Source organism: Kribbella sp. NBC_00709, from assembly GCF_036226565.1.
Taxonomy (GTDB): domain Bacteria; phylum Actinomycetota; class Actinomycetes; order Propionibacteriales; family Kribbellaceae; genus Kribbella.
In genome coordinates this window covers 6,009,814-6,022,531 of sequence record NZ_CP108996.1, presented here as the reverse complement: position 1 = coordinate 6,022,531, position 12,718 = coordinate 6,009,814, and the positions used below count along the sequence as shown (strand labels likewise).

Below are 12,718 nucleotides of genomic sequence, written 5' to 3'. Positions count from 1 at the left end.
GGGGAGACCCTGCCGGGTACTAACGTCCTGGACGGGCTTAGTTGCCTTTAGCATCTAATTTGACCAGGATCGAAAGGCTTGACAGCAGATGAAGTGGAAGGTTATTGGGGCCGGTGTGACCACGGCGGCGCTGGCGGTCGGTGGCGTGCTGGTGGCCAACAGTGCCGGAGCGGCACAGAACACCGCGACGGCCACGTCGTACCGGACGCAGCTGATCGAGATGCGTACCTCCGGCAGCAAGGGGTACTTCTACACGTCGAACCAGGCTGAGTACCTGAGTTCGCAGAAGCTCGGGTTCAAGTTCACCGGCCAGGTGCCGGGGTACGTCGCGAACACGGCGATCCGCGGCACGGTGCCGGTGTACCGGCTGCGGGTGAAGTCCGGCGGGTCGTACCTGTTGTCGATCTCGACCGCCGAGCGGAACAAGCTGGCCGCGTCCGGCCAGTGGGTGTACGAGGGTGTCGTCGGCCGGATCCCGGTCGCCGCCGCCGCGGACCGGGTCAAGGTCTACCGGGTCTCGAAGAACGCATGAGAAAGCCCCCGTCGCCGTTGACGGGGGCTTTCTGCTGATTACGCGGTCGCGGCGGTCAGGTCGACCTTCGGCTCCGCGAAGTGGCACGCGGCCGTGTGGCCGGGGCTGGACTGCGGCTTGATCTCCAGCAGTGGCTCCTGGGTGGCGCAGATGTCCTCCGCCTTCCAGCAGCGGGTCCGGAACCGGCAGCCGCTCGGCGGGTCGATCGGCGAGGGTACGTCGCCGACCAGCCGGATGCGCTCCTTCGGCGGAACGCCGCGGATCGTGCCGAGGTCCGGCGCCGCCGACAGCAGCGCCTGGGTGTACGGGTGCTGCGGGGCGTTGTAGATCTGGTCCCGCGTGCCCTGCTCGACGATCTTGCCGAGGTACATCACCGCGACCTCGTCACAGAAGTGCCGGACCACGCCGAGGTCGTGCGCGATGAACACGAACGCGATGCCGAGATCGCGACGCAGGTCCTCGAGCAGGTTCATCACCTGGGCCTGGATGGACACGTCCAGCGCGGACACCGGCTCGTCGGCGATGATCACCTCGGGCTCCACCGCAAGCGCCCGGGCGATCCCGATGCGCTGCCGCTGGCCGCCGGAGAACTCGTTCGGGTAGCGGTTGTGGTGCTCCGGGTTCAGGCCGACCCGCTCCAGCAGCTCCTGGACCCGCGTGAGCTCCTGGCCCTTCTTGACCAGGTTGTGCACGCGCAGCGGAGTACTGATGATGTTGCTGACCGTCTGGCGCGGGTTCAGCGAGCTGTACGGGTCCTGGAACACGATCTGCAGCTGCCGGCGGAACGGGCGCAGGTCCCGCTCCTTCAGCTGCGCGATGTCGGTGCCCTTGAACAGGATCTGGCCGGCCGTCGGGGTCAGCAGCCGGGTGATCATCCGGCCGGTGGTCGACTTGCCGCAACCGGACTCACCGACCAGGCCCAGGCTGCCGCTCTGCTTCAGATCGAAGCTGACGCCGTCGACGGCCTGCACGACCTTCTTGGTCCGGCCGAGACCGGCCGCTTCCTTGATCGGGAAGTGCATCTTCAGGTCGCGGACCTGCAGCAACGTTTCGCTCATATCTCCTCAGTCCCCTCGTCAGCCCAGTCTCGGCGCGACCTCGGCCGCGTAGATCGAGGCCTTGTCGTGCAGGTGACAACGGGAAGTGTGGGCGCCGGCGCCGTCCACCGGCAGCAGCTCCGGCAGTTGGGTGGTGCACAGCTCGCCCTTGACCCGCTCGACGTACGGGCACCGCGCGGCGAACGAACATCCGTCCGGCAGGTTCAGCAGGCTCGGCGGCAGGCCCTTGATCGGGCGCAGCCGCTCGCTGGCGGCGGAGACGGTCGGGATCGACTCGAGCAGACCCCAGGTGTAGGGCATCCGCGGGTTCGCCAGCACGTCCGCGGCGGTGCCGTACTCGACGCAGCGGCCGGCGTACATCACCAGCACGTCGTCGGCCATCTCGGCCACCACCCCGAGGTCGTGGGTGATCAGCACGATCGCGGAGCCGAACTCCTTCTGCAGGTTGTTCAGCAGGTCCAGGATCTGCGCCTGCACGGTCACGTCCAGCGCGGTGGTCGGCTCGTCGGCGATCACCAGCTTCGGGTCGTTGATCAGGCTCATCGCGATCATCGCGCGCTGCCGCATACCGCCGGAGAACTCGTGCGGGTACTGCGCGAACCGGCGCGGCGGGTTCGGGATGCCGACCAGCTCGAGCATCTCCAGCGCCCGCTTCTTGGCGACGTCCTTGGAGACCTTGTGGTGCACCCGGTACGCCTCGACCAGCTGGTTGCCGATCGTGTACAGCGGGTGCAGCGAGGACTGCGGGTCCTGGAACACCATCGACACCGCGTCGCCGCGGATCTTCATCAGGTCGTTCTCGGACAGGCCGAGGAGCTCGTCACCGCCGAGCCGGATCGACCCGGTGATCCGGGTGCGCTTGCGGTCGTGCAGGCCCATCACGGCCATGCTCGACACCGACTTGCCGGAACCGGACTCGCCGACGATCGCCAGCGTGCGACCGAGCGGGACCGAGTAGCTCAGCCCGTTGACCGCGCTGACCAGACCGTCCGCGGTCGGGAACTTCACGCTCAGGTCCTCGACCACGAGGTACGGCGTCTCACCACTGGGGTTGATCGAGCCCTGGCGGCGCTCGCGGGTGGCGACCGACGGGCCACGCTTGGCGGCCGCGTCGGCGTCCGCCGGAGTGGCTGCACTCTCGGCCATGGTGTCCTTCCGGTCTTCGGGGGCCTGCCGGTCCTGGGGGGCCGGCCGGTCTTCAGGAGCTGGTGTGGTCACGAGAGCCTCACCCGCGGGTCGATCAGGCTGTAGCCGATGTCCACGAGCAGGTTCATCACGACGATGATCACGGAAGCGACCAGCACGGTGCCCATGATCACCGGCAGGTCATAGCTGTTCAAGCTGTCCAGCACCAGTACGCCGAGGCCGGGGAGGTCGAAGATCCGTTCGGTGAAGATCGCGCCGCCGAGACTGCCGGCGACGTCGAGACCGAAGATCGTCACGACCGGGATCAACCCGGAGCGCAGCGCGTGCTTGTAGGTGACCACCCGGTCGGACAGGCCCTTGGCCCGCGCGGTCCGGATGAAGTCTTCGCTCAGCGTCTCGACCATGGAGCCGCGTGAGTACCGCGCGTACGCGGTGCAGTTGTAGATGCCGAGCACCAGCCACGGTGTCAGCAGACCGGCGAACCATTTCGCCGGATTCTCCGAGGGTGGTGTCCATTCACCCCGTGGAAGGATCGGATAGAGCACGGTCAGGTAGAGGGCGACCATCAGGGCGACGATGTAGTACGGCACCGAACTGACCACCAGCGTGCTGGTCATCAGCGCCCGGTCGCCCAGGGTCCCGCGTCTCTTCGCCGCCATCGATCCGACGAACACACCGATCGTCAGCACCAGAACGGCGTACCCGAGCACCAGCGAGACCGTCACCGGGAACCGGGTCTTGATCATCTCGCTGACCGGACGGTCGTTCTTGAACGAGAAGCCGAGGCACGGCGCCGCGCAGTGCTGCGTCACGCCCGACGTGGTGAAGTCGCGGCCGGTGAAGATCCCGGCGGTGTACTCCGCGAACTGCTGCACCTTCGGCCGGTCGAGATGCAGGTTCTGCCTGATCTCGTTGTAGCGCTGCTGGGTGCACTGGCGCTCGCCGCAGATCGCACCGGCCGGATCGGTCGGCGCGATGAAGAACAACGCGAAGGTCGCGATCAGCGTTGCCAACACGACACTGAGCGCGCTGACCAGTCGGCGCGCCACGAAATAGAGCACGGGGTTGTCTCCTCACCGATCGATGTGGTGCCCGGACGGTGGTCCGGGCACCACATCACCGTTCATTGACTGACTACTACTTCAGAACGGACTTGGATCAGGGCTGCTTCAGGAACATCGAGGTGAACTCGGGCATACCCTGTGTCGGGTCGTTGATCGCGTGCCCGATGTTCTTACCGACCGGCGAGTTGGTCGAGCTGTAGTACAGCGGCAGGACCGGAAGGTACTTCTCGAGGATGTCCTTGTCGACGTTCTTCCACTCCTTCAGCTGCTCGTCCGGCGACTTGGCCGTGACCGCGTCGATCTCGGCGTCCAGAGCCTTGTCCTGCAGCTGACCGACGCTGTTGCCCAGGCCGATCGCGTCCGACTTGAACAGCACCGGGAACCAGCTGGTGCCGCTCGGCCAGTCGGAGCACCAACCGGTCGGGGTCTTGCCGATGTTCACCGGAGCGTTCTGGTCACCGGTGAAGGTACGGATCTTCGCCTTCGGCACGCCGATGGCGCGGACCTTGAACCCGGCCTTCTCGTACATCTGCTTGCGCAGCTGCGTGGTCTGGGTCGAGATCTTGTCGTCGATCGAGTAGTACCAGCTGAGCTCGAAGTTCGACTTGCCGATCTTGGCCAGCTCGGACTTGACCTCGGCGGCGACCGCGTCGTCCTCGGCGCCCTTACCGGTTCCGGTCAGACCCGGCAGCTCGTACTTGTCGAAGCCCGGGACGGCCGGCGGCAGGATGGTCGAGGCCGGCGGGTCGTCGGTCGGGTTCAGACCGGCAACCTTGCGCCACGCGTCGTACGGGTGTGCCTTGGCGATCAGCTTGCGGACCTCCAGCGGAATCTTCCGGGTGTCCATGGTGTACATGATCGTGCACGGCGACTGGCCCTTGACGAGCTGCGACGGGTCCTTGACCTCAGGCAGCAGGGACACGTCCAGGTTGGTGTAGTTCAGTGCGTCGGCGTCCGGACCGGAGCTGGCCAGCACCTGACGCTGGGCCTTGATCAGGTCCTGGCTGAACTTGAAGTCCCAGCCGTCGACGTACTGGTGCCGCACCGGGTCGGTGGCCGGGTCCCAGCTCGGGTTCTTCGTCAGCTTGAGCTCGGTACCCGGGGTGTACGACTGGACCTGGTACGGACCGGTCACCATCGGGTGCTGCTCGTAGTTCTTCTGGGTGTCCTTGGCCTGCGGGATCGGCGCGAACATCGGGAACGCGGCGTAGTAGGGCAGGTCGTCGAACTTCTTCGCCAGGTGGATGACCAGCGTGTGGTCGTCCGGCGTCTCGACACCCTTGTAGTCGGCGCCGCCGGCGCCGTACGGGCCCTTGTACTTGTCGCCGTCCAGGAAGAACTGCTGCTGGTACGTCGGTCCGGCGTCGTACAGGTCGTGCGCGAAGGACCGCTTGATCGCGTACGCGTAGTCCTTGGCCGTGACCGGCGTGCCGTCCTGGTACTTGATGCCCTGCTTCAGCTTGAAGGTCCAGGTCAAGCCGTCCTCGGACTTCGTGCCGAGGTCCTCGGCGAGGTCCGGAACCAGAACCGGCTTGTGGTCGGGGCCGTCCAGGCGGTACTGCGTCAGTGCCCGGTAGAACAGCTTCCCGATCTGGTTACCGTCGACGTAGTAGATGTTCGTCGAGTCGAAGGTATCCGGCGTCACGTCGCTCAGGACGGTGATCGTGCCGCCCTTCTTGGCGCCATCGACGTCAGGTGCGGGGCCCTTGGCAGTGGGGTCCGTAGCCTTGACCTGAGCGCCCCCCACACTGTTGCTGTCGCCCTTGTTGCCGCTGTTCGACGACGGGCTGCCACAGGCCACGGCGGCCAGCATGACCGTCGCCGCAACTGCGGTTATCCGTTTCCACTGCATGGTCGGGTTTCTCCTTTTCTGCCGCTGGGGCAATCGCCGAACTACCGGCGAGTCTTGGGGTCGAAGGCGTCCCGGATGGCGTCTCCGAGCAGTGCCAGGGCCAGCACCAGAGCGGTGATGCCGATGACAGGCAGCCAGAGGTACATCGGGTCGGCCTTGAACCAGTTCGTGGCGACGGCGATCGTCTGACCCCAGGAGGGGATCGGTTCGACCAGTCCGACACCGAGGAAGGAAAGTCCTGCCTCTGCGGTCACGTATGCGGGTAGTGCCAGCGAGGCCGAGATGACGATCGGGGCGACCAGGTTGGGCAGCAGCTCCTTGAACAGGACCTGCCGGGTCGGCACACCGATCGCCTTCGCGGCGAGCACGAATTCACGCTCTCGCAGCGAGAGCACCTCGCCCCGGATGATCCGGGCCAGGCCGGCCCAGCCGAAGAACGAGAGGACGAAGATCAGTACGTAGAAGCGGATCGACGCCTGCTCGTTCGGCGTCAGGTTGAACGAACCGCCGCGCATCGACTCGACGATCGGCACCAGCGCGATCGCGAACAGCAGGTACGGCAGGCTCAGCACGAAGTCGATGAACCACGAGATGACCCGGTCGACCCAGCCGCCGAGGAAGCCGGCCAGCAGGCCCATCACGACGCCGATCACGGTGCCGACGACGGTGGCCAGGAAGGCGATGATCAGCGACGGTCGCGCGCCGAACACCCAGCGGGCGAAGTTGTCGCGGCCGGTCTTCGGCTCGATACCGAACCAGTGCGAGGCGTTGACGCTGATCGTCGGGTAGCCGTACTCGTCGATCAGGTCGGTGTGGAAGGTGCTGTAGTCCTGGCCCTCGAGCTTGGCCAGCAGCGGCGCGAAGATCGCGATCAGGATGAAGAACAGCACGATCGACGCGCAGATCACCGCGACCCGGTCCTTACGGAGCCGGTCGAACGCGATCCGGCTCGGCGACTTCCCGTGCGGGGTGGCCGAGGTGCGGACCGGCTCAGCGGACGCCGGGTGGTCCTCGATCCCTACGGTCGAGTCGGGCGACCCAATACTCATTCGCACTCCGTCAGTTCAGTCGGCCGGATTTCGGTCCGCAGATCCGGCACTTATCGGTGGATAGCGTGCCGAGCCTTTGCTTAGTGGAGGGCTCTGTCAAATCCCCTTGACAGAGCCGATCCCCCACAACCGCGGGAAAGCCTGCCTGACACTGTGACACCAAACCAGCGGTGCCCGGCACCAGTGCACAAATCGTTACCGGAACGGGTACTGGAACGGAACATTTGCCCCGATTCGTCACCGTTCGCAGTCAATCCTTCGCAAAACGCGTCGGCACAGCACCGACAGTGGCCAATTTGTGCCACGATATTACAGAACGTGACCAAATTGGCCCTAGCGGACGTGGACGGTGACGAAGGGCGGTTTCACCACGTCGAAGGGTTCCTGGCGACCCCGGATGTCGACCGTCACCTGATCGCCTTCTTTCACCGTCGCGTCCAGCAGCGCCAGTGCAATGCCCTTCTTCAACGTCGGCGAGAACGTCCCGGACGTGACCTCACCAAGGGCCGTGCCGGATTCGTCGAGAACGGACATGTGCGGCCGCGGAATACCCCGGCCGACGGCACGCAGGCCGCGCAGGATCTTGGCCGGGCCTTGCTCCTTCTCGGCGCGCAGAGCCTCGTCGCCCCAGAAGCGCTCCTTCTTCCAGCCCACAGCCCACCCCGACCGCGCCTGGACCGGCGTGATGTCGGGAGAGATGTCCTGCCCGTGCAGCGGATACCCCATCTCGGTCCGCAGCGTGTCCCGCGCACCCAGGCCGGCCGGGACGATGCCGTGCGGCTTCCCGGCTTCGAGCAGTGCGTCGAACACCGCGACCGCGGCCGCGTTCGGTACGACGAGCTCGTACCCGCGCTCGCCCGTGTATCCGGTCCGGCAGACGACCACCGGCGTACCGCCGAAGTCTGCTGTCGCGAAAGCCATGTAGTCGTGTCCGGTGGGGAGACCGATCGCGGCCACCACCTCGTCGCTGTTCGCGCCCTGCACCGCGAGGATCGCGTAGTCGTCGTGGACGTTGGTCACCTCGATGCCGTCGGGCGCATCCGCCTGCAGCAGCCGGACCACCTCGGCGGTGTTGGCCGCGTTCGGGATCAGGAACACGTCGTCGTCGCCGTGCAGGTAGGCGATCAGGTCGTCGACCACTCCCCCGCGCTCGTTGCAACACAACGTGTACTGCGCCTGGCCCGGCGCGATCTTGCCCAGGTCGTTGGTCAGGCACGAGTTCACGTACGCCGCCGCGCCCGGACCCTTGACGGTCGCCTTGCCCAGATGGCTCACGTCGAAGACGCCGACCGACGTACGGACGGCAGTGTGTTCGGCGACGACACCGGAGTACTCCAGCGGCATCTCCCAGCCGCCGAACTCGGCGAACTTGGCGCCGAGCGCGACGTGGCGCTCGTGCAACGGGGACTTCTTCAACACAGGCGACTCGGTCATGGAGGGGAAACTACCCGACGCGTAGCATGCTCAGGCAGCATGCACGTACCGTCACGGCCGGCCGTCTGCCCGCCGGTCAAGGAGGACTGAGGATTTCGTGACCACCATCACCCTGAGCAAGTCAGATGCCGCCGGCGTCAAGACCGACGCCGTAGTCATCGGCGTGGTCAAACTCGGCGGCGGCGTCACCCTGCCGGCCGGCACCGAGTCGCTGAACGCCGCGTACGGCGGGAAGCTGGTGGAGGTGCTGTCCGGTCTCGGCGCCACCGGCAAGGCCGGCGAGGTGACGAAGGTGCCCGGGCCCAAGCCGGGCAAGTCGGCGACGCTGATCGCGGTCGGCCTCGGTGCAGCACCCGACGGCTCGTTGAAGACCGAGGACCTGCGCACCGCCGCCGGCACCGGCGTGCGGGCCGTCAAGATCTCGCACTCCGTCGCGTTCGCCCTGCCGACGCCCGACGCCGACTGCGTCCGCGCGGTGGCCGAAGGCGCGTTGATGGGCCGGTACGCGTTCACGGCATACAAGTCCTCGGACAGCAGCGAGGCGCCCGGCAATCTGACCGTGCTCACCGACCTGGCCCGCAACAAGGACGCCAAGGCCGCGCTCGAGCGCGCCGAGGTGACCGCCGACTCCGTCGCGCAGGTGCGGGACTGGGTGAACACCCCGCCGTCGGACCTGCACCCGGTCGAGTTCGCCGCCGACGCGGTCAAGCTCGGCAAGGAGTACGGCGTCAAGGTCGAGGTGCTCGACGAGAAGGCGCTCGCCAAGGGCGGGTACGGCGGCATCCTCGGTGTCGGCCAGGGCTCGACCAACCCGCCGCGGCTGGTCCGGCTGACCTACACGCCGAAGAAGCCGGTCACCCATCTGGCCTTCGTCGGCAAGGGAATCACGTTCGACTCGGGCGGCCTGTCGCTGAAGACGTCGACCGGCATGGTCAGCATGAAGTCCGACATGGCCGGCGCGGCTGCGGTGATCGGCGCGACCTTCGCGATCGCCCGCCTCGGTCTGCCGGTGCAGGTGACGACGTACGCCGCGATGGCCGAGAACATGCCGTCCGGCTCGGCGGCGCGCCCGTCCGACGTCCTGACCATGTACGGCGGCAAGACCGTCGAGGTGCTGAACACCGACGCCGAGGGCCGGCTGGTGCTGGGCGACGCGCTGGTCCGGGCGTCCGAGGACCAGCCCGACCTGATCGTCGACGTGGCCACCCTGACCGGCGCCTGTGTCGTTGCCCTGGGCACCAAGGTGGCCGGCGCGTTCGCGAACACCGACACCGCCCGGGACCGGGTCGTCGACGCCGCGATCTCGGCCGGTGAGTCGATGTGGCCGCTCCCGATCCCGGCCGAGATGCTGGACAAGCTCAAGTCGCACTCCAAGGTCGCGGACCTGGCCAACATCACCGGCGAGCCCTGGGGCGGCGCGCTGGCGGCGGCCGCGTTCCTCGGCGATTTCGTTGCCGATGGCATCGACTGGGTGCACCTGGACGTGGCCGGGCCGGCCTTCAACGACGGCGGCGCGTCGGGCTACATCCCGAACGGCGGCACCGGGTACGCGGTCCGCACCCTGCTCGAACTCGCCGCCTCAGCGAGCTGAGTAACGAATCTCCAGCATGGTGCAGCCGGTCTCCGTCACGTACGGACCGTGCGGCATCCCCGGCGGCCGGCAGGCGTAGTCGCCGGGGCGGAACGTCTGCTCGAGGGTGAGATCGGTCAGCTCACCCTCGAGCAGGTAGACCTCTTCGACGTACTCGTGCCGGATCACGTCGGCGCCTGACGTCGTACCTGGCGCCCAGCGGGCGAGTCTCGTGAGGGTGCCGTCGCTGTCGGCACTCAGCACCTTCTCGGCGATGCCGCCACCGGCGTCCGTCCAATCCAGACTGCCGGTCGCGAAGAACTCCTTCTGCTCTTTCACATCAATCAGCCCTGCATGAGGATCGAGCCGGTGGTGCCGAGGTGGCTGAGGATCGCCCGCTCCGCCGCGCCCGGGTCTCCGGCGGCCAGACCGTCGACGATGGCCTGGTGCTCGGCGAGAACATCCTGGCGACGGGTGGCGCTGCGCTGCAGGGCGACGACCCCGAGCAGCACGTGCTTGGCGCGCAGGTTCTCGTACAGCCTGCCGAGGACCGAGTTGCCACCGGCCGCGACCAGGAGGGCGTGGAACTGGCTGTCCAGTTCGATGAACGCCTTCGCGTCGCCCTGCTCGACGATCGCCCGCTGCTGCGTGAGGATGCCGGCCATCGCTTCGACCGGGGCCTCGCCCGCCGCGAGCGAGGTGGTGGCGGCCCAGCACTCGATCACGCCGCGGGCCTGCATCAGCTCGGCGATCTCGCGGCCGGGCAACGGCGCGACGAACGCGCCGCGATGCGGCACCAACTGCACCAGGTCCTCGGCAGCGAGCATCAGCAGCGCCTCGCGGACCGGCGTCCGGGAGATGCCGACTTCGGTCGCGACGACCTGTTCGTTGATGAACGTCCCCGAGACGGCCGGATCGCTCAGCACGGTCCCCCGCAGGTACTGATAGGCACGGTCACGGCCGGAGTCCCCACTCAATTGCATACTCAATGTATACAGCTCCGGAGATTCCGATGACAGCACTCGTCAGATGCTGTTGCGCCCGGCAACGAGCTGCTGATGTTCCGGTGGCGGGACATCAGGATCGGGTGCCGATCGTTCAGGCGAGGCCGTTCTTCTTCATCCGGGCGTTGTACTCGCGCATGCGGGGCGGATACCCGACCACGGCCGCGTCGTACGACGGGATGCCGAGCTTGTTGGCGAAGTTGTGCGCCCACTGCACCGACGGGACCCGGCGGCGGGTCCACTCACCGTCGATGGCGACCAGGAGCAGGGTGTACTCGGTGACCGCGGTGCGCGGTTCGACGAACCCTTCGACTCCTTGGCGGGTCTGCGCGAACTCCCTCAGGTGCGCCTGGTCCGGAGTGTCCGCCCGGCGCATCGTTCCGGCTTTCTGCCGGCGACCGAACCACTTCATGAGGCAAGTGTCCACTATGTGTGCAAGTCGTGGCCGAAATCCTGGATAACGGTTGCGGGTAGTAGCGATCTCCCCGGCACGGGACGGCCCCGGCGTGGATCGGGGCCGAATCGGTGACAAGATTGCGCCGGGCCGGAACCGCGATCCGGGTCCGCCTGCCCTTGGACCAGACCCACGGAGGAACCTGTGACTGACAGTGCTACGTACGATCTCGTGATTCTCGGGGGCGGCAGCGGGGGCTACGCCGCCGCACTGCGCGCCGCGACGCTCGGCCTGTCCGTAGCGCTGGTGGAGAAGGACAAGGTCGGCGGGACCTGTCTGCATCGTGGGTGCATCCCGACCAAGGCGCTGCTGCACGCAGCGGAGGTCGCCGACTCGGCCCGCGAGGGCGAGCAGTTCGGGGTCCGGACGACGCTCGAGGGTGTCGACATGGGCGGCGTGAACAAGTACAAGGACGGCGTGGTCGACCGCCTGTTCAAGGGCCTGCAGGGCCAGTTGAAGGCGCGCGGGATCAAGGTCGTCGAGGGCGAGGGGCGGCTCACCTCCCCCACCACGGTCCAGGTCGGCGACACGACGTACACCGGCCGCAACGTGATCCTTGCCTCCGGCTCCTACTCTCGTTCGCTGCCCGGTCTCGAGCTCGACGGCCACCGGGTGATCGCGAGCGAGCACGCGCTGACGCTCGACCGGGTCCCGGAGTCTGCCGTGATTCTCGGCGGCGGCGTGATCGGGGTCGAGTTCGCATCTGCGTGGACCTCGTTCGGCACTCGTGTGACGATCGTCGAGGCACTGCCTCGGCTGGTCCCGTCCGAGGACGCGGACTGCTCGAAGACCCTCGAGCGGGCGTTCCGGAAGCGGAAGATCGCCTTCAAGACCGGTACGCCGTTCGAGTCCGTCGAGGTCTTCGATGGTGGCGTCCGTGTCACCGTCGCCGGTGGTGAGGTGATCGAGGCCGAAGTACTGCTCGTCGCCGTCGGCCGCGGACCGAACACCACGGGCCTCGGCTATGAAGAGGTCGGGGTCGCGCTCCACCGCGGGTTCGTGACCGTCGACGCGACGCTGCAGACGAGCGTGCCGGGCGTGTACGCGGTCGGCGACATCGTGCCGGGGCTGCAGCTCGCGCACCGCGGGTTCCAGCAGGGCATCTTCGTCGCCGAGCACATCGCCGGCCTCGCGCCGACGCCGATCGACGAGTCCGGGATCCCGCGGGTGACCTACTCCGAGCCGGAGGTCGCCTCGGTCGGGCTGACCGAGGAGCAGGCGCGCGCTCGCTACGGCGAGGTGGAGATCCTGAACTACAACCTCGGCGGTAACGGCAAGTCGCAGATCCTCAAGACGGCCGGCTTCGTGAAGCTGGTCCGCGCCCGCGACGGCGCGGTCGTCGGACTGCACATGGTCGGTTCGCGCGTCGGCGAGCTGATCGGCGAAGCTCAGTTGATCTACAACTGGGAGGCGTACCCGGCCGACGTCGCGCCGCTGATCCACGCCCACCCGACCCAGAACGAGGCCCTCGGCGAAGCGCACCTGGCGCTCGCGGGGAAACCTTTGCACTTCCATGACTGAGGTTTCCGGACCGGTTTCTGGAACACCCCAGTAG

The 12,718-nt window shown here is 67.2% G+C and carries 12 protein-coding genes; 3 read left to right on the top strand and 9 right to left on the bottom strand.

The window, feature by feature from the left end; genetic code table 11:
- Positions 1-88 precede the first annotated feature (88 nt).
- Positions 89-532 (top strand): hypothetical protein, encoded by a 444-nt coding sequence (locus tag OHA18_RS29595; protein ID WP_328998600.1) that lies wholly within the window; start codon positions 89-91, stop codon positions 530-532.
- Between the two features lie 38 nt (positions 533-570).
- Here OHA18_RS29595 and OHA18_RS29590 read toward each other — a convergent pair whose 3' ends face one another.
- The 6 genes from OHA18_RS29590 to gcvT all read right to left on the bottom strand — a co-directional run bounded on the left by OHA18_RS29590 (position 571) and on the right by gcvT (position 8,135).
- Complete coding sequence (locus tag OHA18_RS29590; RefSeq protein WP_328998599.1) at positions 571-1,590, bottom strand: ABC transporter ATP-binding protein; 1,020 nt, start codon at positions 1,588-1,590, stop codon at positions 571-573.
- A gap of 18 nt (positions 1,591-1,608) precedes the next feature.
- On the bottom strand, positions 1,609-2,736 hold the full coding sequence (locus OHA18_RS29585; protein WP_328998598.1) for an ABC transporter ATP-binding protein: 1,128 nt from the start codon (positions 2,734-2,736) through the stop codon (positions 1,609-1,611).
- A 68-nt stretch (positions 2,737-2,804) separates the two neighbouring features.
- Positions 2,805-3,797 carry an ABC transporter permease gene (locus OHA18_RS29580; RefSeq protein ID WP_328998597.1) on the bottom strand — a complete coding sequence of 331 codons (993 nt, stop codon included), beginning with the start codon at positions 3,795-3,797 and terminating at the stop codon, positions 2,805-2,807.
- A gap of 97 nt (positions 3,798-3,894) precedes the next feature.
- On the bottom strand, positions 3,895-5,652 hold the full coding sequence (locus OHA18_RS29575; RefSeq protein WP_328998596.1) for an ABC transporter substrate-binding protein: 1,758 nt from the start codon (positions 5,650-5,652) through the stop codon (positions 3,895-3,897).
- A 41-nt stretch (positions 5,653-5,693) separates the two neighbouring features.
- Positions 5,694-6,701: an ABC transporter permease gene (locus tag OHA18_RS29570; RefSeq protein WP_328998595.1), complete on the bottom strand. Its 1,008-nt coding sequence runs from the start codon at positions 6,699-6,701 to the stop codon at positions 5,694-5,696.
- Between the two features lie 333 nt (positions 6,702-7,034).
- Positions 7,035-8,135 carry a glycine cleavage system aminomethyltransferase GcvT gene (gene gcvT, locus OHA18_RS29565; protein WP_328998594.1) on the bottom strand — a complete coding sequence of 367 codons (1,101 nt, stop codon included), beginning with the start codon at positions 8,133-8,135 and terminating at the stop codon, positions 7,035-7,037.
- A gap of 97 nt (positions 8,136-8,232) precedes the next feature.
- Between gcvT and OHA18_RS29560 the strand changes: the two genes are divergently transcribed.
- Positions 8,233-9,726: a leucyl aminopeptidase gene (locus OHA18_RS29560; RefSeq protein ID WP_328998593.1), complete on the top strand. Its 1,494-nt coding sequence runs from the start codon at positions 8,233-8,235 to the stop codon at positions 9,724-9,726.
- Here the strand turns inward: OHA18_RS29560 and OHA18_RS29555 are convergent.
- From OHA18_RS29555 to OHA18_RS29545, 3 genes are all read right to left on the bottom strand, one after another.
- Positions 9,715-10,044: a cupin domain-containing protein gene (locus OHA18_RS29555; protein ID WP_328998592.1), complete on the bottom strand. Its 330-nt coding sequence runs from the start codon at positions 10,042-10,044 to the stop codon at positions 9,715-9,717. The two genes, OHA18_RS29560 and OHA18_RS29555, sit on opposite strands and share 12 nt — an antisense overlap.
- Positions 10,045-10,049: 5 nt before the next feature.
- Positions 10,050-10,688 (bottom strand): GntR family transcriptional regulator, encoded by a 639-nt coding sequence (locus OHA18_RS29550; protein WP_328998591.1) that lies wholly within the window; start codon positions 10,686-10,688, stop codon positions 10,050-10,052.
- A gap of 115 nt (positions 10,689-10,803) precedes the next feature.
- Entirely contained in the window at positions 10,804-11,121 is a 318-nt protein-coding gene (locus OHA18_RS29545; RefSeq protein ID WP_328998590.1) for a hypothetical protein, read from the bottom strand.
- Positions 11,122-11,307: 186 nt separating this feature from the next.
- Here OHA18_RS29545 and lpdA point away from each other — a divergent pair, with 186 nt between their 5' ends.
- The gene (lpdA, locus tag OHA18_RS29540) at positions 11,308-12,684 is read left to right on the top strand and encodes a dihydrolipoyl dehydrogenase (protein ID WP_328998589.1); all 1,377 of its coding nucleotides are present in this window, start codon (positions 11,308-11,310) and stop codon (positions 12,682-12,684) included.
- The last annotated feature ends 34 nt before the right edge of the window (positions 12,685-12,718 follow it).

Bases quoted from the DNA above. Each gene is read 5' to 3' on its own strand.
- OHA18_RS29595 (WP_328998600.1), top strand. From the start codon at position 89: ATGAAGTGGAAGGTTATTGGGGCCGGTGTGACCACGGCGGCGCTGGCG.
- OHA18_RS29590 (WP_328998599.1), bottom strand. From the start codon at position 1,590: ATGAGCGAAACGTTGCTGCAGGTCCGCGACCTGAAGATGCACTTCCCG.
- OHA18_RS29585 (WP_328998598.1), bottom strand. From the start codon at position 2,736: ATGGCCGAGAGTGCAGCCACTCCGGCGGACGCCGACGCGGCCGCCAAG.
- OHA18_RS29575 (WP_328998596.1), bottom strand. From the start codon at position 5,652: ATGCAGTGGAAACGGATAACCGCAGTTGCGGCGACGGTCATGCTGGCC.
- OHA18_RS29570 (WP_328998595.1), bottom strand. From the start codon at position 6,701: ATGAGTATTGGGTCGCCCGACTCGACCGTAGGGATCGAGGACCACCCG.
- gcvT (WP_328998594.1), bottom strand. From the start codon at position 8,135: ATGACCGAGTCGCCTGTGTTGAAGAAGTCCCCGTTGCACGAGCGCCAC.
- OHA18_RS29550 (WP_328998591.1), bottom strand. From the start codon at position 10,688: ATGCAATTGAGTGGGGACTCCGGCCGTGACCGTGCCTATCAGTACCTG.
- OHA18_RS29545 (WP_328998590.1), bottom strand. From the start codon at position 11,121: ATGAAGTGGTTCGGTCGCCGGCAGAAAGCCGGAACGATGCGCCGGGCG.